Source organism: Paracoccus haeundaensis (assembly GCF_006239215.1).
GTDB lineage: Bacteria > Pseudomonadota > Alphaproteobacteria > Rhodobacterales > Rhodobacteraceae > Paracoccus > Paracoccus marcusii.
This window is the reverse complement of the sequence record NZ_VDDC01000026.1, coordinates 42,092-64,879: the sequence shown is the minus strand read 5'-3', so window position 1 is coordinate 64,879 and position 22,788 is coordinate 42,092. Positions and strand designations below refer to the sequence as shown.

25 protein-coding genes are annotated in these 22,788 nt (G+C 56.6%); 6 read left to right on the top strand and 19 right to left on the bottom strand.

Going from position 1 to position 22,788, the window contains the following annotated elements; translation table 11 throughout:
- Nucleotides 1-404 precede the first annotated feature (404 nt).
- From FHD67_RS14325 to FHD67_RS14310, 4 genes are all read right to left on the bottom strand, one after another.
- Nucleotides 405-1,337: a diguanylate cyclase gene (locus FHD67_RS14325; protein ID WP_139599087.1), complete on the bottom strand. Its 933-nt coding sequence runs from the start codon at nucleotides 1,335-1,337 to the stop codon at nucleotides 405-407.
- Nucleotides 1,330-2,142 (bottom strand): alpha/beta fold hydrolase, encoded by an 813-nt coding sequence (locus FHD67_RS14320; RefSeq protein WP_218062318.1) that lies wholly within the window; start codon nucleotides 2,140-2,142, stop codon nucleotides 1,330-1,332. Before FHD67_RS14320 ends, FHD67_RS14325 begins: the two co-directional genes overlap by 8 nt.
- A gap of 565 nt (nucleotides 2,143-2,707) precedes the next feature.
- Entirely contained in the window at nucleotides 2,708-3,109 is a 402-nt protein-coding gene (locus FHD67_RS14315; protein WP_139599086.1) for a hypothetical protein, read from the bottom strand.
- Nucleotides 3,110-3,224: 115 nt separating this feature from the next.
- Nucleotides 3,225-3,941, bottom strand: a complete 717-nt coding sequence (locus FHD67_RS14310; protein ID WP_218062317.1) for an SDR family oxidoreductase — start codon at nucleotides 3,939-3,941, stop codon at nucleotides 3,225-3,227.
- A gap of 868 nt (nucleotides 3,942-4,809) precedes the next feature.
- Between FHD67_RS14310 and FHD67_RS14305 the strand changes: the two genes are divergently transcribed.
- Nucleotides 4,810-5,238, top strand: coding sequence for a BLUF domain-containing protein (locus FHD67_RS14305; RefSeq protein ID WP_246071311.1), 429 nt, complete (start codon nucleotides 4,810-4,812; stop codon nucleotides 5,236-5,238).
- A 94-nt stretch (nucleotides 5,239-5,332) separates the two neighbouring features.
- Here the strand turns inward: FHD67_RS14305 and FHD67_RS14300 are convergent, their stop codons facing one another.
- A complete protein-coding gene (locus FHD67_RS14300; protein ID WP_246071308.1) occupies nucleotides 5,333-5,980 on the bottom strand; it encodes a CBS domain-containing protein in 648 nt (215 codons plus the stop codon).
- A 361-nt stretch (nucleotides 5,981-6,341) separates the two neighbouring features.
- Nucleotides 6,342-6,923, bottom strand: coding sequence for a hypothetical protein (locus FHD67_RS14295; RefSeq protein WP_139599083.1), 582 nt, complete (start codon nucleotides 6,921-6,923; stop codon nucleotides 6,342-6,344).
- Between the two features lie 191 nt (nucleotides 6,924-7,114).
- On the opposite strand from FHD67_RS14295, the gene FHD67_RS14290 reads away from it, so the two are divergent.
- Complete coding sequence (locus tag FHD67_RS14290) at nucleotides 7,115-7,489, top strand: hypothetical protein (protein WP_218062316.1); 375 nt, start codon at nucleotides 7,115-7,117, stop codon at nucleotides 7,487-7,489.
- A 617-nt stretch (nucleotides 7,490-8,106) separates the two neighbouring features.
- Here the strand turns inward: FHD67_RS14290 and FHD67_RS14285 are convergent.
- Both FHD67_RS14285 and FHD67_RS14280 read right to left on the bottom strand, forming a co-directional pair.
- Nucleotides 8,107-8,313, bottom strand: a complete 207-nt coding sequence (locus FHD67_RS14285) for a hypothetical protein (protein ID WP_127899661.1) — start codon at nucleotides 8,311-8,313, stop codon at nucleotides 8,107-8,109.
- A gap of 31 nt (nucleotides 8,314-8,344) precedes the next feature.
- Complete coding sequence (locus FHD67_RS14280) at nucleotides 8,345-8,611, bottom strand: hypothetical protein (RefSeq protein WP_127899660.1); 267 nt, start codon at nucleotides 8,609-8,611, stop codon at nucleotides 8,345-8,347.
- Between the two features lie 550 nt (nucleotides 8,612-9,161).
- Here FHD67_RS14280 and FHD67_RS14275 point away from each other — a divergent pair.
- Together FHD67_RS14275 and FHD67_RS14270 are read left to right on the top strand one after the other, a co-directional pair.
- Nucleotides 9,162-10,820, top strand: a complete 1,659-nt coding sequence (locus FHD67_RS14275) for a methyl-accepting chemotaxis protein (RefSeq protein WP_139599082.1) — start codon at nucleotides 9,162-9,164, stop codon at nucleotides 10,818-10,820.
- A gap of 218 nt (nucleotides 10,821-11,038) precedes the next feature.
- Nucleotides 11,039-11,542, top strand: a complete 504-nt coding sequence (locus FHD67_RS14270; RefSeq protein WP_139599081.1) for a GAF domain-containing protein — start codon at nucleotides 11,039-11,041, stop codon at nucleotides 11,540-11,542.
- 75 nt (nucleotides 11,543-11,617) lie between these two features.
- Here FHD67_RS14270 and FHD67_RS14265 read toward each other — a convergent pair whose 3' ends face one another.
- The 4 genes from FHD67_RS14265 to FHD67_RS14250 all read right to left on the bottom strand — a co-directional run bounded on the left by FHD67_RS14265 (nucleotide 11,618) and on the right by FHD67_RS14250 (nucleotide 15,497).
- Nucleotides 11,618-12,106, bottom strand: a complete 489-nt coding sequence (locus FHD67_RS14265) for a histidine phosphatase family protein (protein WP_246071310.1) — start codon at nucleotides 12,104-12,106, stop codon at nucleotides 11,618-11,620.
- A 300-nt stretch (nucleotides 12,107-12,406) separates the two neighbouring features.
- Entirely contained in the window at nucleotides 12,407-13,024 is a 618-nt protein-coding gene (locus tag FHD67_RS20490) for a TetR/AcrR family transcriptional regulator (RefSeq protein WP_246071309.1), read from the bottom strand.
- A 276-nt stretch (nucleotides 13,025-13,300) separates the two neighbouring features.
- Entirely contained in the window at nucleotides 13,301-14,602 is a 1,302-nt protein-coding gene (locus tag FHD67_RS14255) for a YsnF/AvaK domain-containing protein (protein ID WP_139599080.1), read from the bottom strand.
- Between the two features lie 31 nt (nucleotides 14,603-14,633).
- The gene (locus tag FHD67_RS14250; protein WP_176695139.1) at nucleotides 14,634-15,497 is read right to left on the bottom strand and encodes a PhnA-like protein; all 864 of its coding nucleotides are present in this window, start codon (nucleotides 15,495-15,497) and stop codon (nucleotides 14,634-14,636) included.
- A 415-nt stretch (nucleotides 15,498-15,912) separates the two neighbouring features.
- On the opposite strand from FHD67_RS14250, the gene FHD67_RS14245 reads away from it, so the two are divergent.
- Both FHD67_RS14245 and FHD67_RS14240 read left to right on the top strand, forming a co-directional pair.
- A complete protein-coding gene (locus FHD67_RS14245; RefSeq protein ID WP_139599079.1) occupies nucleotides 15,913-16,896 on the top strand; it encodes a mechanosensitive ion channel family protein in 984 nt (327 codons plus the stop codon).
- A 120-nt stretch (nucleotides 16,897-17,016) separates the two neighbouring features.
- Complete coding sequence (locus tag FHD67_RS14240) at nucleotides 17,017-18,327, top strand: cation:proton antiporter (protein ID WP_127899655.1); 1,311 nt, start codon at nucleotides 17,017-17,019, stop codon at nucleotides 18,325-18,327.
- A gap of 77 nt (nucleotides 18,328-18,404) precedes the next feature.
- Here the strand turns inward: FHD67_RS14240 and FHD67_RS14235 are convergent, their stop codons facing one another.
- The 7 genes from FHD67_RS14235 to FHD67_RS14205 form a co-directional block, all read right to left on the bottom strand.
- Entirely contained in the window at nucleotides 18,405-19,097 is a 693-nt protein-coding gene (locus tag FHD67_RS14235) for a YciE/YciF ferroxidase family protein (protein ID WP_139599078.1), read from the bottom strand.
- Nucleotides 19,098-19,194: 97 nt separating this feature from the next.
- Nucleotides 19,195-19,830 (bottom strand): phosphatase PAP2 family protein, encoded by a 636-nt coding sequence (locus FHD67_RS14230; protein ID WP_176695138.1) that lies wholly within the window; start codon nucleotides 19,828-19,830, stop codon nucleotides 19,195-19,197.
- A gap of 240 nt (nucleotides 19,831-20,070) precedes the next feature.
- Nucleotides 20,071-20,250, bottom strand: coding sequence for a Y-family DNA polymerase (locus tag FHD67_RS14225; RefSeq protein ID WP_173405046.1), 180 nt, complete (start codon nucleotides 20,248-20,250; stop codon nucleotides 20,071-20,073).
- Between the two features lie 11 nt (nucleotides 20,251-20,261).
- Nucleotides 20,262-20,696 (bottom strand): LexA family protein, encoded by a 435-nt coding sequence (locus FHD67_RS14220; protein WP_139599076.1) that lies wholly within the window; start codon nucleotides 20,694-20,696, stop codon nucleotides 20,262-20,264.
- Between the two features lie 98 nt (nucleotides 20,697-20,794).
- A complete protein-coding gene (locus tag FHD67_RS14215) occupies nucleotides 20,795-21,121 on the bottom strand; it encodes a hypothetical protein (RefSeq protein WP_139599075.1) in 327 nt (108 codons plus the stop codon).
- Nucleotides 21,122-21,182: 61 nt separating this feature from the next.
- Nucleotides 21,183-21,653 carry a thermonuclease family protein gene (locus FHD67_RS14210; RefSeq protein ID WP_139599074.1) on the bottom strand — a complete coding sequence of 157 codons (471 nt, stop codon included), beginning with the start codon at nucleotides 21,651-21,653 and terminating at the stop codon, nucleotides 21,183-21,185.
- Between the two features lie 189 nt (nucleotides 21,654-21,842).
- Nucleotides 21,843-22,595: a helix-turn-helix domain-containing protein gene (locus FHD67_RS14205; RefSeq protein ID WP_218062313.1), complete on the bottom strand. Its 753-nt coding sequence runs from the start codon at nucleotides 22,593-22,595 to the stop codon at nucleotides 21,843-21,845.
- Between the last annotated feature and the right edge of the window lie 193 nt (nucleotides 22,596-22,788).

Genomic DNA, 22,788 nt, shown 5'->3' with positions numbered 1-22,788 from the left:
TCAAAGTCCAAAGTCGCCGGCCCCGTCCCTACGGCCCTTGATGGAGAGAGCGGGCCGGGCCCGGCTCGCCGCCTCGCTGCACGGCAAGCGACATTTCTAAATGGCGGAACACGCGACATTTTAACTTGGTGACAACACTAAGTTTAGAATGGGTGAGTTCTATTGCGAAACGGGACAATCTAGAATTTTTTGGTCTTTTCCCGGATCGAGGATTTCCTCATGGCGTCGCATCTCAGCCTCGTGAACACCGTATCATCGTGGCCATGCTTCAGCTCAAGATCAGCTTGGCCGGCACCGATCGACAAATTATCGGGAGATCCAGCGCAATTTCTGTGCCCTTTAAACATCACGGGATCCGCCTTCTCGACACGTGCCATGTGATTAAATTTAGGTCGTTCCCAGCTTCAGCCAAACGAGGTTAGAACTCCATTTTGCTCGACCATGGAGCAATTACGGCCGAAGGCCTTTGCCGCATAAAGCGCCCGGTCCGCTGCCTGAACGACCTCTTGTAGCGAAGCCGCATCGGACCGCAGTCGGCGGTGCAGACCGACGCTAACCGTCACCGGCGCTCCGGGGCCGGAAACGCTGGCGGCCGCAGCATGGACCCGTTCGTTGAGTGAGCGGGCAGCTACTTCATCATTTGCTGCGATCGCCAGAATGAACTCTTCTCCACCATACCGTCCAACGACCTCATGGAGGCGCACGGTGGACTGCAGAGCCGCGCCGAGCTGGCGAAGCACGTTATCGCCGGCATCGTGTCCATAATTGTCGTTGATCGCCTTGAACCTGTCGATGTCGAGCAGCAGAACCGTCACGTCGGTCTCTGCTTCATCGGCGGCTGCGATCAACGTCTGGATCGAGTGTGTCGCGGCCCGGCGGTTCAGCAGGCCCGTCAGCTCATCGCGAGAAGCCAGAAGTTCGAGCGCCCGGGTTTGCCCTTGTAGCGCATTCCGCGCACGCAGAACCTCTCCTTGCAGCTTCTCGCGCTTCTCGGCACGCATTGCACTCCACAGGACAAACTCAGAGCCATGCATCCGCGCGTTCGCCACCACGGGGACCCGGCTGCCGGTCTGTGTTACCAGGGTCAGCGCTAGCTCTTCGCAGCATCCATCAGCAAAAAGCAAAGGGTAGACATAGCTGTTGCAGAAAATCTTCGACGCCGGCGTGAGTACTGCCTCGATGTGGAGCCCGATCGTCTGACCCAGCACAGAGCCAAACAGGGATGAAGCCTCGGCATTTGCATACCGGATGGTGCGCGAGCGGTCTGTTGCGAAACAAGCGACCGGAAAAGCATCGATCATGACGGCAGCGGCTGCCAACGGAGGCACATCAAACATGAGTATGCACTTCTACAAAGTGCCTGATGTTCTGCGCGACGATCTCAGGATGGGTCATGTGCAGGTAATGGCCATCTGCATCAATGATCTCCATCTGGGCCTGAGGAAGTGAACTGCGGAGGTAATCTCCAACAGCAGGAGGTGCCAGAACGTCCCGCGCACTTTGCAAGATCAGCACGGGATGAGGGGAATGGCCCAGCAGACCGCGATGGTCCGACAAAAATGTCGCCTCGGCAAAGATCTTCGCCGTGAAGGGATCGGTTGAGCAGAAGCTTCCGCTGAGCTCCTGCGAGAGCTCCGAACCGGCGGGCTCCCCGGTAACAACCGGCGCAAGATGTGTCGCCCAGCCAATGTAATTCCGGTCCATGAGAGCGAGAAGCTCTTCAAGGTCTGCGCGCTCAAAGCCGCCGGTGTAGCCAGGCAGGTTCAGAAAGCACGGAGATGGGCACACCATGATCAGTTTTGAGAAGCGTTCCGGTCTTTCAATGGCAGCCATCAGCCCGATCATGCTGCTGACCGAATGGCCGACCAGCGTTGCATCGCGAAGGTCGAGGGCGTCGCATATCTCTCCCAGATCCTCGGCGAAGCCCTCAAGCTGACTGTGCCGAACCGGATCGAACTGGGACAAATCCGACCGCCCTGAGCCGGTGTAGTCGAAGAATACAAGGCGGAAGCCTGCGAGGAAAGGCTCCAACGCCCGCCACATGTTCTGATCGCATCCAAAACCATGCGCGAGCACAAGCGTCTGTTCGCCATCGCCCCTCACCGTGACGTTGTTTCGGCGAATACTTCTCCAGTGCATCATGTCTCGATCATCCCAAGCAGCCCGTTGGAGAAAAGCTATCGCGGGGATGCCAGGCGGGTCAAAGGAGGCGTTATGCTAATTTTAATGGATCCTTAGCAAACAGGGCGACCTTTCTCTCGCCATTACTCGGCTGCGAGCATCCGCATTACCCGATAATGTATAAGCGGCGGCTATGAATAGTTGCCTTTACGACGACTGTTTCTCTGCGAGCAATATGAACGACCTTTGAGGGGTGCCCGCCCGCCGTGACCGCTAGATCCCCCCTGACCCGGCCGGGCTGCGATGACGGACATGTCCGCCCGCCCGGGTCGGGCCACGCTGACGTCTGTGTGGCATTTCGCGTTGAGTGCAAAAGGATGTGCCCTACCCTGCAACGTGAAAAGCCACGAATTGCCGGGTTTTTGCGGATCGAAGAGCGTCCCGTCACGTCGCAACTTACCCGGTTCAAGCGCCGCATCTTGGCGGGCCTGTCGCGACACAAACGAAGAATATGCAATACCAGCGAAATAGAGATGTCACATGCCCTTGTCGGTCAGGCATGATTGGGATGTACTCGTGCGAGTGATCAAAAAGCGCTCTGTTGACGAACGGCACATTGGGCACCGTCTGTCGCTGACAGCGCGGCCAGGCGATTGCGCAGTGCGGCGCGCTTGCGCAGTTCCGCGTCCGGATCAATTGCGACGCGCTGGCGTATCGTCCGCTCGCCGCCATAACAACTCGAGTAACCCAATCCCACTCTGTCGGACCCATGGCTGAAGCCTCCGGCACAAATGCGGAAACCGGGCGTGTATGACGCCGTCGTCTCATAAGCGTAGCCGCGCGCAATGTTCGTTTCCACGTCTTGAAGAAGCCGCGAAATATTGCGCTGTTCGGAAGATATGCGGGCGTTACAGCGCTCTGCCGTGGTGGCACATGAGGCAAGGCTTCCTATGATCGTACATGCGATGAGAATTGGTGTGGGTGTCATCTTATGGATCCCTGGTAGGCACTTGAAGCCGATTTCGGTGATGAACTTCTGCGATCGTTAAGATTTCGAAATGGAAAAAGGAGGTCATAGGGACGAGCCCTGCCCGGCCGCCGGGTTAAAACATCGATGCGACCGCCTTGCGAAGCTTCTGCCGGATCGTCGTGGTTCTGATGAATTCCTCATCCTTGAGGTAGGTCTTTCCGTGAAGCTCCACCCTATCGTCGAGAGCCAGGTCGACGCCCCAGCACGCGGCCACGTCCGGGTCGATGCCATCCGGCTGACCATACCGCGTGCACAAGATGCCGGGGATCCATTCCGTCACGATCACCGATGGAAGCTTGCTCTCGAGTTCCCGTGCAAGTGCCAGCGAGAAACACCGGGCGCCGGCCTTTGACACCGCGTAGCCGAGCTTACCCTGCCGTGGATCGTCCCCGGCAAAGCTGCCGACGTTTACGATCCTGCCTTTTTTCTGCACCAACATCTGCGGCAAAAAGGCCCTGACGCAGTTTACTGGACCTAGAAGGTTCGTCAGGATCTGGTCGTTGATACGATCAGCATTTGAAGACAAAAAATCACATTCATCGAGGATAGCTGCGTTGTTGATGAGAATGTCTACGGTTCCGATATTTTTCTGAATTTCCGTAGCCGCTGTTTGCACATCAAAAAAATCTGCAACATTGCACCTTATCGGGAGGAATGAACTCGGAGCGCAGTTTTCTCCCGTGACGTGCAGTTCGCGATCATTTCGTGCGATGCCGACGACGACGACCCCACGTGCTGTAAGGCGGCGGGACAGTGCCCGACCCAAACCGGCACTTGCTCCCGTCACCACAGCAAGCAGACTTTTGTCGGTACATGGCAATTGGAGGCTCCGATCTGAATTCGTCTTGAACGAGGCGACCGATCTTCCGTTCAAATATCTGAATCAGATCGTAATTACCCAATCACAGGATAAGAAAACACTGAACAGTCACTTCGGCTTTAAGCATAGTGCCAATTTAACGGGGATTCTGCAGTACAAGAAATGTTTGAATGCCAAGAAATACCGGCAGTTAGTCCTGCAATCATAGCGATGCAATTATATGGCGATCTAAAAATCACCTTTGCAACTTTAAATACGAATGCCTGTCAGTACTGTCGCAGTGTAATTCTCAATGATATTTATCAAACGAGAAGACCCACGGAAGCAGTACTTTAAACGAATTCGGTGGACTTGTCTCTGAATAGTGGTGCTGTCATCAGCGCTCGGAAAACCCAGGATCAGACTGAAAGATTTTGGCCTGATGAAGTTTGTAGCCCACGGGTTGAACTGAGTGGCGAACCTCTCAGCTTCCATGCTCATATCGTTATCGTGGGCAAGCAGTCTTACGCTTGGAACGACCAGGACTTTTGATACGGCTTCACCAAGCGGCAAACTGCCGTGAACGTCATATCAATGAAGATGGATTATCTTGGCAGCTCCAGTAAAGACTCTCGCACTGACATGCGGCTAAGGTCTGAAACTTGAATAGTTTCTGAAAAATTATCGATACGCAAATTATAGCTGTTAAACGAGGACTAAAATTTTCGTGTTTTATTGGAAATTTGTCCTAGGCTCAGTTTGGCGAGCTTTGGTATATGTGCAGATATATACGGCATGACGTCCAAAGTCCGTTACCCTTGCCATGGCAGTCAGTGTAGGAGATCTTAGATTGAACGATATGACGATGGATGCACCTGCACAGAAGGTAGAACGTCTGAGCTACTGCCTTTATAGAAGTTCGGCCGCACCCGGACTTAATGCCCCCGCGTTGGACTACCTTTTGGTAAAATCCCGCATCCGCAACCAGGAGTTGGGACTGTCAGGATGCCTCCATTACGAGAATGGAATATTCTTTCAATGGCTTGAGGGTCCGCCGTCCGCTCTTTACCCGCTATTGAGCAAACTCGAGGAAGACAGCAGGCATATCAACTTTACCGTCCTTGATCAGGGGTCCCTGGAACAGCGAATATTCGATCAATGGCAGATGCGGTTTTCAGACAGTCAAGTCGCCTCACTTTTTAATTGGCTTACAACTCAAAATAAGACCGAGGTCAGTGCCGATGATTATGCTCAAAACGTCAAAAACTTCATGAAGTCCATTGGTTGAAAATATGGTATAGATTCATGCTCTTTTGAATTTTTCCCGCTCCTCAAATTGACGAATCGATTTATCCAAACATATCGACCTTAATAGCGCCTTGTTAAATCGCCAGTGCGACGATCGCGACAATTACTGCCAGTCCTGCGATGACGATGTAATGTAATTGACCAAGGATTGCGGCCTTCGCCAGGCCGCCTGCCTGCTGCATCAAGTCAGGCCACGTGTAGCTCACGAAATCACCTTGTGTCAGCAAAGCCTGCAGGCGGCCCTCGGAATCGACAACAGGCAGACGTCGGAAACGTTCATTCGACATTATCCGAAGCCAATCCAACACGTTATCCGTCTCTTTTGCCATACGGATGTCACTCGTCATGATATCCGACAGAACAACGGTCTGCGGATCTCTGTTCTCGGCCACCAATTTGAACATGATATCGCGCTCGGTCACGATCCCCTCGACCTGACCTGAGCCGTTTGTAATCACGATGCAGCCATAGTTTTTGCTTTTCATCGCCTGAACGGCGACAGCGACCGTCGTATCCCGGCGTGCCGTCAAGGGACTGAACTTACTAGCATACTCTGGTCGATCGACGATCCGTGAGCCCTTCCTGGCAGTGCTGACACTCATTCCGGTGACCTTTGCCAAAAACATCATTCGTTTGAGAGCGACCTCACCAATGGTGACGCAACGGCAGGCTTGATCAAGCGCTTTTTGCGGCCATTTCGTCGCAGACTGCACAATGCCCACAGCCCCCAGTCAGTCATGCTGCGTATAAACGGTCACCGGTTTTAACGTCTTTCTGATGGAAGACATTTTAACTGAGAATGCCCGGTTCCAAACGGGTCAGTAGTCAGAGAACTTTTGCCGAACCGAGCTTGGTTCTAGGTGCCATCCGTTCGGAGGAGAGTGCCCTGGTGATCTTCCGCCGCTGCCGCCCGGCCCTGCCCTAGTCCTTTGCCAAGCGGGCCATGGCTACCGTCAGGGCGCAGCCGCATCGCTGCGCCCCAAAGGTTGCCCGGCCAAATATCTCAAGTGCGGGTCTCTTGCGTGGCGAGGGAAGGGTCTGCCATTGACCAAGACAAGACCCACCAGCGTGAAAGATCCGGGATCAATCGGGTTTCGGATCGCGGATCACTGCCGGATTGGGCTGAGGATCCTCCAGTACTTCTGTGTCAGAGCGGAACAGGTCCTGGGTCAGGGAATAGTTTTCAGTGGCCAGACTCAGCAGCTGCTCTGTGCGAAGCTGATTCTCAGCAGCACTGCGGGCCTGAATTTCTTCCGCTTCCAATGCTTGCGAGGACAGGATGGTCTGGCGATCCTGGGTCGCAATGGTCGCTGCAGGTGTATCAACATTGCGCTGTTGGACCGCTCTGGCCATCCTGTCCATATTGGCTGCCGGCTCTGGCGAGGTCGACGCCGATTGTGCAGGCTCGCCGGAAGGTGTCGCTGATGCCGATGCCGATGCAGGTTGGTCGTCCGACGACGGCGACGCTGATGTCGACCGCGACGCTTCTACAGGCTGGCTTGACGAAGTTTCTTGCGACCGGGTCTGCGGTGTGGGCTGTGTCTCGGCCGGTTGGTTCTGACTTGCTTCCGCCCTGGTAGGCGTCGCCTGAGTTTCCTGAGGCGGGGAGGTATTTTTAGACGAATTGCTTCCTGCAAAGGGAGATGCAAAACTGGTGATCAACATGATGGCTCCTGGATGTTTTACAACCTGTTAAACTTTTGTTCATCATTTTCGCCATTTAATATTCTAGAAAATTTTAGCGGATTTATAGAGTTAAGGCAGATGCTAAAGATCTAATATATAAAAATCGATGGCAACGCTGATTTGACTTTCATCCATGCTATCACGATGGAACGTCACATTAGGAATCCATCATGACTACTTCCATGTTTAAGCTGCCGGCTTTTGCTGCAATCCTGGTTTCACTGGCAGCCTGTGCCAACAAATCGGACGAGATTGCGGCAAGTTTTGTTTCTCCCACCCCGTATCAAGGAATGACATGTCAGAAATTGGCTGCTGAAGCGCAAGTCGTTGCCAATCGCGCCGCTGCCGCTTCCACTGCGCAGGATAAGAAGGCCAGCAATGATGCAGTCGCAACGGGCGTCGGTGTGGTTCTGTTCTGGCCGGCCCTCTTCTTCATCAAAGGTGACGGGTCGCAGGCTGCCGAAGTTGGGCGTCTGAAAGGGGAAATGCAGGCAATCGAGACGGCAAACACTGCCAATAACTGCAACATCAGGTTTGCATCATAGATCCCGCGTATAGCGTTGGCAGATTGGATAAGAGCGACCCCATTGGTCCAGATCTAAAACACTGAAGCTTTGCTGAACAATCGAAAACTAAGGCCGTGCAATCGCACGGCCTCATTTATGTCATTAAACAATACTTATGAGATCGCTCGCATATCAACGCACCGAATACGTAAGCAGAGATCAAGAACTTCTCCGTATGAAAGTACGCCGTCTCTATGACGCTCAGCCGCGGAAGGGTTACTGTCTATGGAAGCATTCTAAAACCTAGCAGAGACGCTGCGGGGCTCGCGTAATTATAAGCCGTGTGATGTGGCGCACCATAAAACGTCAAACCATCTTAATCGTTAGGTGGGCATCGACGCGCGGTTACGCATGTGGATATTTTCACGGCTTTAGGGAGCAAAAACAAAAATCTAACTTCTTGGCTACGACTGGCGTGCCATGAATTGTTCACGTCTACGTCGTTTTTTCGGACAGTGAGCTATTGGCGGCTATTTGCCACACGGCGTTCAACGAATTTGACAGCGCACCAGCAAAGATGAGAAATTATTATCGTTCACAGAACCGTGAGGCCTGCCGTGAAAATTACGAGAAAAGGAACAAGACGGCCTGACGCTTCAAAGCCTGGGTCGATCTTTCTGCGGCTTCAGGAGATCGAGAAGGAACGTCGCAAAAAGGAGCAGATCGAGCGGATGATCGAAGCGAAAGTCGACCTTGCCCTGCGCCGGCTGCTTCACTGAAGCGCGTATATGAAAAAACGTCTCTGTCGGCGAACTGCGCGAGATAGTTTTCCAGACATAACTGACATATCGTTTGATCGTCATTTGCTCCTAAGCAAAGCCGTATCCCATACCATCAGCTTGGATTCAGGCGGCTTCTCATCTCCCATTCGGTCATCCGCGCGCCTAATGTGATGACATAGCGTGCCACAGCGCTGTGTGTATCTTGGGGTGGTACGGATGCATCCATGACCGCATAGAGGGATTTTGCTGCTGCATAATCGCCCATACAAGTGATTTCAGGTGCTCCGCCCAAACCGTAGAAATTTTCCAAAGCTATTTCAATCTGATCCTCGGGAATGCCTGCAAATTTAAACTGCAACCGAAGGCTGTGATCTTCCATCTGCGTATTCTCCAAAACACGTGATAGATGACGCTTTATACAATCTATGCGTTTTTAATACAACTTTCGGATTACACGTGCTCAGGCTGCTCAATCAGCAAGCTTCCTATACCGGAAGCTTATTTGAGCGGCATCGTCTATGGCCGTTTTGCTGTCAAACCATTTATTTATACAGACATATAGCCACGCACACAGAAGAGCTTGTTTCTGCAGGCTTATAGAGACGATGCCAAGCAGCTTTAGGGCATGCGTCTGAGGCGAGCCACAGGCGGTTGTCACCGGAAATGCTAAAAACCAAAGCGTTCTGCAGGGTCATATCAATCGGACGGTAATGTTTGTCGTGCAAAACCTCCCCAGTGCCATAAGGGGTTGCCTTTTTTCAGACGCTCGATGACACAAATACCCGGCAGAGCGGATTAGATCCGGGGAGCCGCTGGTGCCCTTTCGGTCTTGCAACGTCACTCACCAACTACAGAGTTCCTGGCACCGATGCAGGAGCCGTCTTTTTCCCACGCAGGGCGCGCTTCCGCGTCAATTGAAGGCCTCTCCGATGCTCACCACAGAAAGTGCCGTGCTTGATCGACTCCGCTCGCGCGCTGCGCGTTTCATGGTGCTTTTCCTATGGCTGCATGTTCCTCTATCTGCCTTCGTTTCGGCCAGTCTGGCGACAGGTGCGTGGACCGGCCCCGTCGCCATCGCTGCCCTTGCTTCGATCGCAACCCTGGATTGGATGCGGAGGAAGACAGGCTACGGCCCTCAGATCACCATCGCGACCAGCCTCGCGCTGATCGTGGGGTTCCTGGTTTTTCAGCTGCGCGGACATGCCTGGCAGATCGATGTCCATATGTACTTCTTCGCCGCATTTGCCACGGTCGCGGTGTTTTGCGACTGGCGCCCCCTCATCGGTTATGCCGGCACGGTCGCGGGCCATCATCTTCTCCTCAACGTCCTGATCCCGCAGGCCGTGTTTCCTGGAGAAGGCGATCTTGCACGGGTGCTCATGCACGCTGTCGTTCTGGCCGTTCAGACTGCGGCATTGATCTGGCTTGCGCAGCATCTTCGGAAGGCATTCAGCGAGTCAGCCGACGCGATCGAGGCGGTGCATCTGGCACAGGCGGAGGGAGAGCGACTTGCCGGGGAACAACGACAGACCGCGGCGCGTGAAGCAGAAACGAGCATGCGTCATGCCGCCTTGCAGGAGCGGGTCGTGCGTGAGATCTCGGCGGGCCTTGAACGCCTGGCAATGGGGGATCTGACCACACCGATCGATAGCTCCCCCCAAGATCCATTTCCGGCCGAGTACGACATGCTGCGCCAAAGCTTCAACCGCGTGACACTGCAGCTTGGGCAGGTTTTTGAGCAGATCATGTCCGTCGCAGGCAGTGTCCGGGCCGGCTCCGACGAGATCGATCAAGCCGCGCAGCATCTCGCCGTGCGCGCTGAAACGCAGGCGGCAACGCTCGAAGAGAGCGCAGCAGCGCTTCAGCAGATGACCAGCAGTGTACGTTCCTCGGCGGCACGCGCCTTCGAGGCGCAGGAAGCGGGGCGCGAGAACAGCACATGCGCCCGAGCTGGCACGCTGGTCGTTCAGGACGCCATCAATGCCATGCAGGAGATCGAGCGCAGCGCCACGCAGGTGACGCAAATCATCGACGTCATTGAAGCGATCGCGTTTCAGACCAATCTCCTGGCCATCAATGCGGGGATCGAGGCGGCCCGTGCGGGCGATGCCGGACGCGGATTTGCTGTCGTTGCCTCTGAAGTGCGCGGCCTTGCGCAGCGCGCCTCGACATCAGCCAAGGATATCAGAGGGCTGATTTCCGAAAGTACCGCGCATGTGCAGGCGGGATCGGCACTGGTCGGACGGACCGGCCAGAGCCTCGAGGATATTCTCAGGATCGCCCTCAATGTGCAGGGAGTGATGGACGATCTATCCGCTGCGGCGCGCGAGCAGGCAATCGGTCTGGAGGAGATCAATTCCGGCGTGACCCTTCTTGATCAGGTGACCCAACACAACGCCGCCGTGGCAGAGCAGACGACTGCAACGGCTGGTACCCTTCGACAGCACTCCAACGAGTTGGTCGCCATCCTGGGCCAGTTCCAATTACCCGATGGCAGTAGGGACTCAGCGAACTTCGGAAGCAGGCCGTCAGGCCCTTATGCGAGCAGACGCTCTACCATGCCTCAAAGCCCCATATCGGCGGCCTGACACTGTCGGATACACCCTGTTCATCACGGGACCGTGATGAAGCATTGCACCGCGGCGTGATGACCGGACGCAAGATTTCGGTCTGGAACTTGTTCCCCGTGCTAATCAGCCCCCGTGGCGACATATCCCTGGATATCTAGAATGCATCATGCTTTGCGTGCGATGAAATTGCGCGCTTCACGTATGATGGTCTCGTAACACTCATCTCGAGGATCGCCATGCCGCAACAATCCGCTCCACTGTCCGTTCTTACCGCGAGCCCGGCCGACAGTGCGGCAATTCAGAATACGCTTGATACCGTGCGCGAGACACTGGGAATGGAAGTCGCCTACCTGTCCGAATTCGTGCAGGAACGGGCGGTTTTTCGGGCGGTCAGTGCGCCTGGCCTCGAGGCGATGATCCGCCCGAGCCAGAGCATGGATTTGAGGGAAGTCTACTGCAAGCACATCCTGGATGGCGGTCTGCCCAGCTTGATCACCGATACCAGCCAGCACGCCATCGCGACCGATCTACCGATCACGCAGATGATCCCGATCGGCAGTCATCTGTCCGTGCCGGTCAGGCGGGCCGATGGCAGCGTCTTTGGAATGTTCTGCTTTCTTAGTCGCCATGCCAGACCTGATCTCGGGCAGGAAGAACTGACAATGGTGTTGGCACAGTCTGTGGGTGTCGGGACACGGCTATTTGGAGCGACTGATCGTGCCACCGACAGGGAGTGTTAGCCGAACACTCAAGTTCCAAACGGTTCAACGCGGGGGGCAGAGCGCATTGACCGCTAAGTCTCCTAACGTTTGAAATCAAAGCGCTTCCATGGGTCGCCAGCCTTTTAGAGGTAGACGCAGGATGCTGTCGAACTCAAACCAGACCCCTCCTCCCATGTCCTGCACATGGCCCCGGTCGATGGCGCGGCCTGACAAGCCGCAGTACAGCAATGCGCCCACGCCGCCATGGCCCACGATGAGGACATCCCCTAGGAGGTCTCTATCGAGACAAGCGTCAACCTCCGACATGATCCTCCGCTGTGCTGCCGACGCCGCCTCCCAACCCCGCACGCTTCTTTCAGGCTGAGAAAAGAAGGCCGAAGAAGTCTGTTCGAGCTCACGCTTGCTGAGAAAACCGGTCGAGGATTGATCATGCTCGCGCATGTTTTCACGAACATCGACGGTAAGACCGAGAGCTTGCGCCAGAGGGGTAGCGGTTTCCATGGCCGTCTTTTCCGGACTGGAAACGATGTGGCGCGTGAATTGCAGGCAACTCTGCCGGGACGCCAGTCGTGCGACACGCAATGCGCCAGTCGAGTTCAAGGACCAGGATCGGCTGCCCTTGATGGGTTCGATCAGGATCTGGGGGGTGTGTGAGGTAGCGGACAGCCGGCGCCATGACAAACCCTTTGGGTTTATGCGATTGATCGACTGTCGTCCCGCAAGGCCTCTCGGTCAAGAGCAATGATGAGCTGGCATCCTACCCGTTGTGAGGTGCCGCACGCTGGCGTCAGCGGCGGGACAGGGCTATGACCGCAACCGCCATGCCTCCAGGATCGGCAGAGACGCGACATCGAAATATGTCAGCCTCATCCTGCACCGTCCTCAGGTTGGAGCGGCCTCCTTGAGCGGCACTGCGTATGCAGACAGAAAGAGACGCGTTGCTCCAAGCACGATCTCTTCTCGCTGTGCTTTGGTCGGTACCGACCCGGCAAACAGTGCATCTTGCTGGACTTGTCCCGCAACCATCGCAATTAGCTGACGCGCCGAGAAACCAACGTCATGGGCCTTGATCTGCCCAAACTTGATCCAGCCGTCGATCATTTCGGCAAGCGGGTTTGTGATGCAAATATGAACCGCTCGCTCATACTCGGCTGCATCTTGCGGAAAGCGGAGTGCTTCTGCCGTCATGAGCCGCAGCAAGCTGAGACTGGGTTTGCTTGAAGCCCATTGCGCCAAGGCTGTCAGCACCTTGGGAAGTGCCTTGTCGACGTTGCCATTTCGATACTGATCAAATGACACCTGATTGGGAATGTCACTGATCGCTGCTCGCACGACCTCTCGAAACATCACCGACTTATCGGGAAAATAACTGTACAGCGTCGCTTTCGAGACCTGTGCCTCTCGCGAGATATCGTCGACACTGGCCCCGGAATATCCATCACGAAGAAACACGACCGCAGCACCGTCACGAACCTGTTCAAGTTTCCGACCCGGCTTCATGATCACGTCTGAAACGCCTGAATGGCACCGATTACCGGCATGACCTTCTAAAACGGCAGAGTTTCGCCTGCGTCCGTTTTAAGAAATCATGCGCCATGATCATCTCACTGCTGGCGAGGACGGGTTTTAACACGGGGATAGGTCACACGCACCTCACGTGCAGATCATATTGCCGAAGGGATTTTCAATAGGCTCTTCCTGAAGTTGAGAGGGGTAGCTTGTGCTACCCCTCTCATTTTCTGATCAATCAGTCAGTGCGACATAATCGCCAGCTGATTAGAGATCCTTGGCGGGACGAGCAGCGCTATCTCCAGCCACGCGCTCGTCATCGATTTCGACTTCGGTATGGCGCAGCGTGTCCCGGACGGTCTCGGTGCGTTCGCTCGCTTCCGTCTCCAGGCTGATCTCCTCGACGACACGGGCTTCCTTGGACACAACAGCCTCTTCGTGACGCTCTGTGGCCTCAACGGTTCGCTCGGCGAAGATGCCATCGCCGGGATTTACCGCGCGGTCGACGGGACGCCGCGTGACGTGGACAGTTTCATCGCGCAGCGTCACCTGCTCTTCGACAGGGGTCTCGACAACATAGGACCGGATGCGCACACGGCCATGATCGGTTTCCCGCTTCCCGACGCGCAGGTTCTCCTTCATGACCTCGATGGGGCCCTCATCGGCGCCCATAGCCGGGGTATCATAAGGTGCGGTAGGTGCCACACCTGCGGTGCTGCGTGCGGCAAGAGCCGCTGCACCGCCATCCCAGCCTTCGTTGCGCCATTCGGTCTCGCGTTGGTCCATATCGATCGTCCCCTCGTCATCGAGGATGTCGATGATCCGATCCCGGTTGGCCGCAGTGGTCTGCACCGACACCAGGTATCCGCCGCGATTCAGGCCTTCAGCATAGGTATGTTTGTCCTCGTCAGGCATGAAGAAATCGCCGAGGGCTTCAAAGAAGCCCCGGTCCTCGTCACGAGCGGTCGTGGTTGACGTTGCAGTCGTGTCACGGCCTGCGACGATATCGACCTTCGAGGAGGACAGGCCTTCGGCTTCGATGCGGCGTACCGCGTTGGCAGCCTCTTCCTGAGTGTCGAAGAAAGCGGTGATCTGCTGGCTGTTACGCTCGGTAGACATATCGTCGGTGAAAGACATTTCTCTGCTCCTGGTAAGGGTCCCGAACACTGCGTTGGGACCGGTTCGTTCGATGGTGGCAGTCTGTTTTCGCAGCTCGACGTCGATGCTCTTGGTATCGATCGACGTGATGGACCGAATATGAAGCTCCTCCTTCACCAGAAGGCGGATTTCGGTCACTGCGACTTCTTCAATGACGGGAACCACATACGTGTCACCCTCGTAGCGGGGTTGGGGGGCTGGTTCGCCCTTCTCCAGCATGCGGTTCACCGCCATTCGTTCGATCACTGTCTCGGTCCTTGCGAGATCGACAACTTCCTGATGGACGTCAGAGGATGTCGTCGCGCGGACCGTGACCTTTCCCGTGACCACGTCGTTGATGATGATCTTCGCGCGCTCCTCTGCGAGAGCGATGGTTTGCACAGAAGTCGTCTCAACTGACTGACTCTTCATGGGAAAGATCCTGTTCTTATCGACGAATGGGTCAGATAGTGCGGCGACGAGCCGTGACGACGGGCTCGACGACGCCCATCCGCCCACCGAACCATCCGGCCAAGGCACCCAGGATCAACACGACGGCTGCCAGAAGAGCACCACGCGTGGCAGCCTTCGTGGCCGTGTCAGCAGCCTCCGTCGCAGCAGCTTGAGCCGTATTCACGGCTTCGGTGAACTGCGCTTGATACTCCTCGATCTGCTGCTGGGCTTCGGGAACGGGAATACCTTGTGCCTGGGACAGTGCCTGAGCCGCCTGACGGCGGGCCTGTTCGGCTTCAGCTTCGGTTCCGGTCAGCGCGGTACGCACTGCGGCGATGGCCGCATCACGAGCAGCTTCCGGATCGGCATCGGCGGGCACGGAACCGCGGATCCGCTCTTCAATCGCCGTGAACGGATCGTTGGGAATGGCCGAGCCGACGACGGAACCCGCGGTGCTGGCGGCACCTCCCACAACGTTTCCAACCGTGCCGACCGCACCGCCGACAAGGCTCGTGACGCTGGAGCCGATCAGGTAGATTACGAAGATCGTGGAAACGGCCCAAGCCGTAAGACCATGCCATCCGGCTGTGGACGGTTTGGGTTTGCCCGACAGACGACCTGCAGCCACACCACCCAACAGAGCTGCCAGGATGGTAGAGATGGCAAACCAGATCCCTGCACCGATCCCAAACGCGCCGGCTGTCGGATTGTCACCGGTGCTGGGGTCGAGCGTCGCCGCGCCCACACCGACGCCCACCATGTTCAAGACGACCTGTGCGGAAACGGCGATGACAGCACCTGCAAAGATCGCCCCCCAGGATACCTGATTGATCATCACCGAACGGGCATCCTCCGCAGGCGTCACCGCGCTCATTGAGATATCAGACGTCCTACTATCAGAGGAATATCCTGATCTCGTATCTGAGGTTTGAGCCATACTGCATTCTCGCTTTTTCATAGATGTCAGAGGATGGTTAGGCCGCCAAATACGAATTACAAACCAAGTAAAAACCATTTACATTGCGCGAGGATAAAATGACGGCCCGTTCAGGGTACGATAAGCGCATTCGTCCCTTCATGGCTTGTTAACCAAGATGGCTTTAGGATGTTCCAATAACAAAAGGCATATTGAGCGGTTTGCCGAAAAAAAGTCGAACCTTTAAGGCGGTACGTTTTTCGGCGCTCAGAGCCTGAACTATTCTGGCGCAACACTGTTCTTCCGGCGACCGGTCGCATTGACCGGAGAGGCAAGGATTATCGCCTTAGCATCTCAAAGGACCCTGAACGGCATGGACGAACTGCTTGATGCAGACGGCGGGCTTGGACCGATCGTGACGAAACTCGAGGCCTGGACCGAGGGACTGATCCGGCTGACACCCAATCTGATCAGCGCCCTCCTTCTGCTGCTGGTCCTCTACGTCGTCGCTCGCGCATTCAGTTATAGTGTCAGTCGGACGTTGAGATATCGCGGCAGGCCCGCACTTGCCAATGTCGGCTCCGCCCTGGTGCGGTGGTCAATCATGATCCTGGCCCTGCTTCTGGCCGCGACGATCGTTCTTCCCTCGCTCCGCCCCGGAGACCTTCTATCAGGACTGGGGATCGGCTCCGTGGCCATCGGCTTCGCGTTCAAGGATATTCTGCAGAACCTGCTCTCCGGTATCCTGATCCTTCTGCGACAGCCTTTTCGTGTCGGCGATCAGATCGTGGTCAACGGCTTTGAGGGAACCGTCGAAGACATCGAGACGCGGGCGACATACATCAAGACCTACGACGGACGGCGCGTCGTCATTCCAAACTCTCAGATCTACACGGGGACGTTTACGGTCAACACGGCGTTCGACTTCCGGCGGTCGGAATATGATGTCGGGATCGGCGCCAGCGATGACTGGGACAAGGCGATGCAGCTGATGGTCGAGGCTGCGGCGTCGACTAAAGGCGTTCTCGCCGATCCCTCCCCCGAAGCATTTCCCGTCGGTATCGACGCTTATCAGAACACCATTCGTCTGCACTGGTGGACGAAGCCTGATCGCGCCAGCGTCATCCATACCCAAGGCCGGGTCATCCTGGCGGCCTTCAAGGCGCTCAACGGCGCCGGGATCGATATGCCCTATCCGACGCAGGTGCATCTTTGGCACGACCAGACAGAAGACACCGACGGTGATCGCAAAAGACAGCGCGAGGGGTGGCCTGCCGGCAGAGGCGATGTCCCGCGCTCCCGGTTCGATGCCGCGAAGGAGGCATCGAGGGAAAACCAATCGTCCAGGTCAGACTGATAAGGTCTCCATGATGAAATTTTCCTGATGAGGCGGGATTCACCCCGTCTCTCTGAATGATCCACACATGTTGTTTTGTCCAAAAGCCAAGATTGGCTCAAGAATTGCAAGAGCAGACCGATGCTAGAGAAACTGTCTGAAGCGCCTGATCCCTATATCCTTGTCCTGATGGCATTCGGAGTGCTTATCGCCCTCGTGGCATGGCTGCCGCTGGTGCTTCGCCGCCTGCCCCTGTCGCTTCCGATCGTGTGTATTCTCATCGGGGTCGGGCTGGGGCTGGTTCCTGGGCTACGGTTCGACCCCTCGCCTCTGAAGTATCCCGAGATCGCCGAACGGTTCTCCGAGTTCGTGGTGATCATCGCGCTCATGGGGGCAGGTCTGAAGATCGACCGGGTCCTCGGACTTCGGTCATGGATGATCACCTGGAGGCTCATCTTCCTGACCCTCCCCCTGGGGATCGCGCTCATCGCACTTCTGGGTGGGACATGGCTTGCCCTGCCGTGGACCATGGCCCTTCTGCTCGGTGCCGTGCTTGCCCCGACGGATCCGGTGCTGGCCTCGGACGTCCAGGTCGGTCCGCCAAAGTCGGGTGAGGAAGATGAAGTCCGTTTCGCGCTGACCTCGGAGGCCGGCATTAATGACGGTGCCGCTTTTCCCTTCGTCCACCTGGCCATCGTCCTGTCAGCAGCGGCCGTGACACAGGAGCCCTGGCTCTGGGACTGGCTGAGCTACAATGTCCTGTGGGAAATCGGTATCGGTGTCCTGGGCGGCTATCTGATTGGCAAGCTCTTCGGGTGGATCACATTCCACATTCCTGCCGAGAGCAAACTGGCCCAGACTGGTGACGGGCTGATCGCGCTTGCCGCGACATTCATCTCCTACGGCTTCACAGAGACCCTCCACTCCTACGGGTTTCTATCGGTGTTCGTCACAGCGTTGACCTTTCGTCAGGCTCATCGGGATCACGATTTTCATACGGACATGCACGATCTGACAGAGCAGGTCGAACGGATCGCGATGATGATCCTGCTCCTCATGTTCGGAGGTGCACTGGCCAATGGACTGTTGGCAGCCCTTCGCCCGGTGGACATCGCAGGCGCGCTGCTCATCCTTTTGATCATTCGCCCCGTGACCGGAATGATCGGCCTCGGTGGCACGAAGGCGACGCTCGGCGAACGCTTGACCATCTCGTTCTTCGGGATCCGCGGGATCGGTTCGTTCTATTATCTGGCTTACGGCCTCAACCACATCGACGATTTGACCCATGCCGCGCGTCTATGGGCTATCGTGGGGCTCGTGGTGCTGCTGTCCATCATCATGCACGGCCTCACAGTGACCCCAATCATGAGGCGACTGGACCTCACGCACGGTCGTGACCCTGATGCGGATGATGCAGTGCCGCCCCCGGGCTTTCAGGGGCCAGCTGCCTGACACATGCGTCAGCAACGCGACGCAGATAAAAAAGGGCCCCTTAAGGGGCCCTTGCTAGTTGTTACGATGGAAGAACCTTATGCGTGCTCAGACTCGTCCTCGTCGTATTCCGCAGCGGCGTCGTTGATCGTGTCCTCGGCGAGTTCTGAGAGCTTGCTGTCTGCAGCGCTCTCCTGGTCCAGAATGGTCTCGAGATGGGCTTTCGCCTCGTCCAAGCCGAGAGCATCCGCAAAGGCGCTCATGGAGCCGTAGCGGGTGATCTCGTAATGCTCGACGGCCTGGCAGCTGAAGATGATGGCTGCATCGCCAGCGGCAGTTCCTCCAAAATCTTCAAGCAGGCTCTCGCTCTCCTCGAGGATGCCATCGATGGCGTCACATTTCTCGGCTTTGGCCCGCTTGCCCAGGAGCGTGAAGATCGCCTCAAGGCCTTCGATCTGGGCGGCGGTCTCCTCCCGATGTTGTGTCAGCGCCTCGACCAGCTCCGGGTGGTTGGCCGCCTTGATCATCTTGGGCAGAGATTTGTAGATCTTCTTCTCGGCATAATACATATCCGCCAGCGCATGTTCGAAGAGATCAGCCAAACCCTTCGACTCGCTGGCCTGCTTGGATGCCTTGGCAGAGGCCGCTTTGGCAGCGATGGTCTGGGAGCGCTTCGCACGTGTTTCAGCGCTGGCTTTTTCGGCTTTCCCACGTGCAGCTTTGCTCGATTTCGACGCTTTTTCCTTTGCCTTGGTCGACGTCTCGTCAGCAGCCTTTTTCTCTTTTGCCATGATCAGGTTCTCTCTCGCGTGTTGGTTGGATAATTGTGGAATTGCCTGCTGAAACGCCGGTGTTTAGGCGGCTGTTCCCACGGCAGCGCGGCATTTGTTATCGGGCAGCCAATCGCGAATGTTCCGCTGTTGGTTTTCGGGTTTCCCGGCCCTGAGGCCAAAAGGCGTGAACGGCGCACGCGGCTGCCAGACCGAGGACAGCGCCGGCTGCAACATCAATGGGATAATGCTTACCGCGGGGCACCTGAATCCCGGCAATCATCGCAGCAACTGCTAGGGCCGGAACGGCTGTCTGCGGCAGATCGCGCGCCATGACGGTGGCCACAGCCACGGCTCCGGCAGTGTGACCGGACGGAAACGAAGTGTCGTGTCCGCCTTCGCTTTCACCCGCCTCGCATTCATAGGTCTGCTCTTCGATCATGACTTTCGGGCGTGTCCGCTTGAAATTGTTCTTGATGATCCGTTTGACAGAGTTTGCAAGAACATGAGCGGTCATCATCTTGAGGCCGACCTGCGTCATCTGTGGTCGATGGGTAATCGCCCCTGCCCCGATCATTGCGGCACAGACGATCGACAGCGGGATCTGATCAGCGATCTCGCTGGCAGTCCCGAGTGTTTTGACCACTGGATGATGGCGGTGGCGCGCAGCAGAGCGTGCAACTTCCTTGTCCGCTTCTTCGACTGCGGAGGCGACGTCAGACGACGGATCATTATTTTGGCTGTTCGGGTTCATTGCTGATCGCTTTCTTGCTGATCTTGCGCCGGTCATGCGGCGATGATCTGAAAGCAGATATTTCCATCCCTGGTTCCGGCAATAAAAGATGTAGCGCGAGAAGCAGGGGTTATTATCGTTGGCAGGTTCTTGCTTGATAAAGATTCATCAACTGTTGTTCTGACGCATGATCCAACCGGGCTGCGATGGCGGAAGTCTGCGCCCGCCCGGATCATGCTTTTCCATCGCGCGGCGTTTGCCTTAAATCAGAACTCTCACTTCCAATTCCACATAATCTTCACTGCGAGCGACGGCGCAGCCGTCATTGTTCGACAGGACAATGACGGGGATGCCGCGCAACGACACATCAAACACGCGCTCGCAGCTGACGTAGAAATTGTTGCAGTCGATCAGCGCAATGGGGCGGTCGGATTGCTCCACCGGGCCTGCCCTTATTCTATGGGCAGGCGGCGCACGACGCCGGCGACAACCCCCCATATCTCGGTCGTCTCCGTGACCGGGATTGTGGCATAGGCATCCGCACGGGCGCGCGGATCGAGAAACCAGACACCATCGCGCTTGGCGAGCTTCTTGACGGTAATGGCACCATCGACCACCGCGACGACGATGCGGCTGTGACGGCGCTTGCCAGCACGATCTACGGCGATCAGGTCGCCGTCCAGGATGCCCTCGGCCTCCAGGCTGTCGCCCGACACCCGCCACCAGAAGGTCGCATGCTCATGCCTCACCACCCACTTGATCGGGTCGATCGTATCCTCAAGATCATCCGCGGCTGGTGACGGAAAACCGGCCGGAACCGGCATGGATGCCAGGGGCACATGCCGGTCTACGAGCGTGATCTTGATGGGGCTTAAATGCAGGGTCATGGCTATTAGAACAATACAGGAACAACAGCCATAACCCGAACACCCCCTGCGGCGTCAAGGACGGATCATAAAAGTTAGCTCATAATCCTGACTGGCTTCTAGATCGCGTGCCTCGGCATGATGTTGAGGCCGATAACTTCGCCCGCGTACCGCGCCCCCATCATGAAGCCCGCAGCCCAGGTCCGGATGCGGTTATGGGCTTCGATAGGGTTGTGGGTTTCGTCCTCGGAAAGCAGAAGCTCATAGACTGGAACCGGGTTTTCCCCGTCCCTAGTGTCGCAGAGGCTGAGCCTGATAACACTGTCAGACATTGTTTGCTGACCGCGATCCTCCAGCTCAATAGCTGTCAGATGCTCCAGAACCAAAAAGCCTTTCGTCCCAGGTGGGGGCAGCACAGGCATGAACAGCATAAGGTTCTCTCTCATCGCTTCCTCCCGTTTTGAAAGCTGCGCAACAGGTCATGGAAACCTTACCTGTGTCAATTAGTCAGTTTCCTCTACGCCAATCCTTCGGAAGCTCGAATGTTCCTGCCCAGATCCCCCGCCGCGCTACCTTAGCGCGATCAGCTCCTGCTTCGTGCCTGTCGTCGCGGTCATAGTAGGGCACCGCCCAACCGTTCTCGATCATCCATCCCGAAAGGCTGACATTGGCTACGGCACAGTCTCCGAGGATACGGCGGTAGCGGTCTTTGCCCTGTGATTGGCAAGTTACGGGTCTGCGGGCGATGAAGTCTGAAAGAGCTAGTGCCGCCTGCTGACCGCAGCGCCATGCCCGGCCTTGGCGATCAAAGCAGGGTTGCCGTGATTCAGGCGCGTCGATGGATACCAGCCTGATCCGCTCGCCATGAATTTCAATTGTGTCTCCGTCGATGACGCTGGCCTGCCCAGCAACGCTGTTGGCTAAGCCTGGTCCTGCTACGGTGCAGCACAGGACAGCGACTAAGAAAAACCTATTCATCCGGCGCTTCCTTCCTTGAGACGGTCCTATAGGGCGTTCCGGCTGCAACAGGCTGTTATTCACAGCCATGCAACAGTGCGGCTAGGGCTTCCGGTTGATTGGACGCGCAGGCGTTGCCCCCGTCTCATTCTCTCTCTGCTCCCTCCATACACTGTAGGAGCACAAAACGTCCGGATGGCCCTATCGGGGTCATGATCCTGCATAAGAATAAGAGGTAGATTGGTATTCAGTCCGCTTGGCAGACTCGCGTAAATCAATGGCCTTTCCCATCACGGCCAAAGCCTTCGCAAGATCGGAGTCCTCGATCTTGAACGCCGCCAGTCCAGCAAGGTCGAGCGCCTTCACATGCTCTGCTTCCATAGCGGCGCGATCCTCACGACCTGCCTGTTCATCATCCGGCGTAGCTGGACGGCCAGCCCACCGACCGAGAAGCGCAAGGGCGCGCTTAGGGGCGGACAGTCGATAGGCATTACTCACCTGTCGGACCTGCGGTCCGCGGCCTTCGTTCGGAGCAGGCTCGAAGCGGCGCAGCCAGTCTATGAAGCCGTGTTCACGCAGCGCCTTCAGCGCCCGTACAACCGCGTCACGCGACCGGCACAGCTTGTCAGTGATGTAATCAAGGGACGGGTCTAGTCGGCCCGACTTGAAGTTCACCAGATTGGCAAACAGCGCCAGCACCTCCAATGCCACGCCTCCAAGGGGACCGTTCCGCTTGCCGGGCTCCTTGTTGGCCCGCTCATAGTGTCGAGCTGCCATAAGGAATTTCTGCACGTCCTGCCGCGACGTACCGCGCCAGAATGATGCCTCGCACGAACCCTTACGCCGCGAGTTGCGGCGGATGGGTTTGCGATCTGCCGCACCGCCGTCTGCGGGCGCGCCATCATTAACGCCGTCTATGCGTTTGAAAAAAATGCCGCGTTCTGCGGCCTCTCCGGTATTCATCTGCTGCTCCTCGATCAAGAAGCGCGGTGTCCGCACGCAAGCCGTATCCGTTCGCACAGATGCGTTGTTTGCTCTTGATTTTTGGGAGTGGGAGGATAACTATAGCAGGTACAAACACGTGCTAGTTCAGGTCGGCAAAACCTGAGTTATCAACACCAAGCCCTTCGTGCGGACCCCCGCGCGGGGGGTTTTC

What these genes read in the sequence shown, in the direction of transcription:
- FHD67_RS14215 (WP_139599075.1), bottom strand. Translation starts at nt 21,121, where the DNA reads ATGAGAGAGAACCTTATGCTGTTCATGCCTGTGCTGCCCCCACCTGGG.
- FHD67_RS14320 (WP_218062318.1), bottom strand. Translation starts at nt 2,142, where the DNA reads ATGATGCACTGGAGAAGTATTCGCCGAAACAACGTCACGGTGAGGGGC.
- FHD67_RS14230 (WP_176695138.1), bottom strand. Translation starts at nt 19,830, where the DNA reads ATGAACCCGAACAGCCAAAATAATGATCCGTCGTCTGACGTCGCCTCC.
- FHD67_RS14235 (WP_139599078.1), bottom strand. Translation starts at nt 19,097, where the DNA reads ATGGCAAAAGAGAAAAAGGCTGCTGACGAGACGTCGACCAAGGCAAAG.
- FHD67_RS14210 (WP_139599074.1), bottom strand. Translation starts at nt 21,653, where the DNA reads ATGAATAGGTTTTTCTTAGTCGCTGTCCTGTGCTGCACCGTAGCAGGA.
- FHD67_RS14240 (WP_127899655.1), top strand. Translation starts at nt 17,017, where the DNA reads ATGCTAGAGAAACTGTCTGAAGCGCCTGATCCCTATATCCTTGTCCTG.
- FHD67_RS14270 (WP_139599081.1), top strand. Translation starts at nt 11,039, where the DNA reads ATGCCGCAACAATCCGCTCCACTGTCCGTTCTTACCGCGAGCCCGGCC.
- FHD67_RS14315 (WP_139599086.1), bottom strand. Translation starts at nt 3,109, where the DNA reads ATGACACCCACACCAATTCTCATCGCATGTACGATCATAGGAAGCCTT.
- FHD67_RS14295 (WP_139599083.1), bottom strand. Translation starts at nt 6,923, where the DNA reads ATGTTGATCACCAGTTTTGCATCTCCCTTTGCAGGAAGCAATTCGTCT.
- FHD67_RS14280 (WP_127899660.1), bottom strand. Translation starts at nt 8,611, where the DNA reads ATGGAAGATCACAGCCTTCGGTTGCAGTTTAAATTTGCAGGCATTCCC.
- FHD67_RS14220 (WP_139599076.1), bottom strand. Translation starts at nt 20,696, where the DNA reads ATGACCCTGCATTTAAGCCCCATCAAGATCACGCTCGTAGACCGGCAT.
- FHD67_RS14285 (WP_127899661.1), bottom strand. Translation starts at nt 8,313, where the DNA reads ATGACGATCAAACGATATGTCAGTTATGTCTGGAAAACTATCTCGCGC.
- FHD67_RS14245 (WP_139599079.1), top strand. Translation starts at nt 15,913, where the DNA reads ATGGACGAACTGCTTGATGCAGACGGCGGGCTTGGACCGATCGTGACG.
- FHD67_RS14325 (WP_139599087.1), bottom strand. Translation starts at nt 1,337, where the DNA reads ATGTTTGATGTGCCTCCGTTGGCAGCCGCTGCCGTCATGATCGATGCT.
- FHD67_RS20490 (WP_246071309.1), bottom strand. Translation starts at nt 13,024, where the DNA reads ATGAAGCCGGGTCGGAAACTTGAACAGGTTCGTGACGGTGCTGCGGTC.
- FHD67_RS14305 (WP_246071311.1), top strand. Translation starts at nt 4,810, where the DNA reads ATGACGATGGATGCACCTGCACAGAAGGTAGAACGTCTGAGCTACTGC.
- FHD67_RS14250 (WP_176695139.1), bottom strand. Translation starts at nt 15,497, where the DNA reads ATGAGCGCGGTGACGCCTGCGGAGGATGCCCGTTCGGTGATGATCAAT.
- FHD67_RS14205 (WP_218062313.1), bottom strand. Translation starts at nt 22,595, where the DNA reads ATGAATACCGGAGAGGCCGCAGAACGCGGCATTTTTTTCAAACGCATA.
- FHD67_RS14275 (WP_139599082.1), top strand. Translation starts at nt 9,162, where the DNA reads ATGCTCACCACAGAAAGTGCCGTGCTTGATCGACTCCGCTCGCGCGCT.
- FHD67_RS14290 (WP_218062316.1), top strand. Translation starts at nt 7,115, where the DNA reads ATGACTACTTCCATGTTTAAGCTGCCGGCTTTTGCTGCAATCCTGGTT.
- FHD67_RS14255 (WP_139599080.1), bottom strand. Translation starts at nt 14,602, where the DNA reads ATGAAGAGTCAGTCAGTTGAGACGACTTCTGTGCAAACCATCGCTCTC.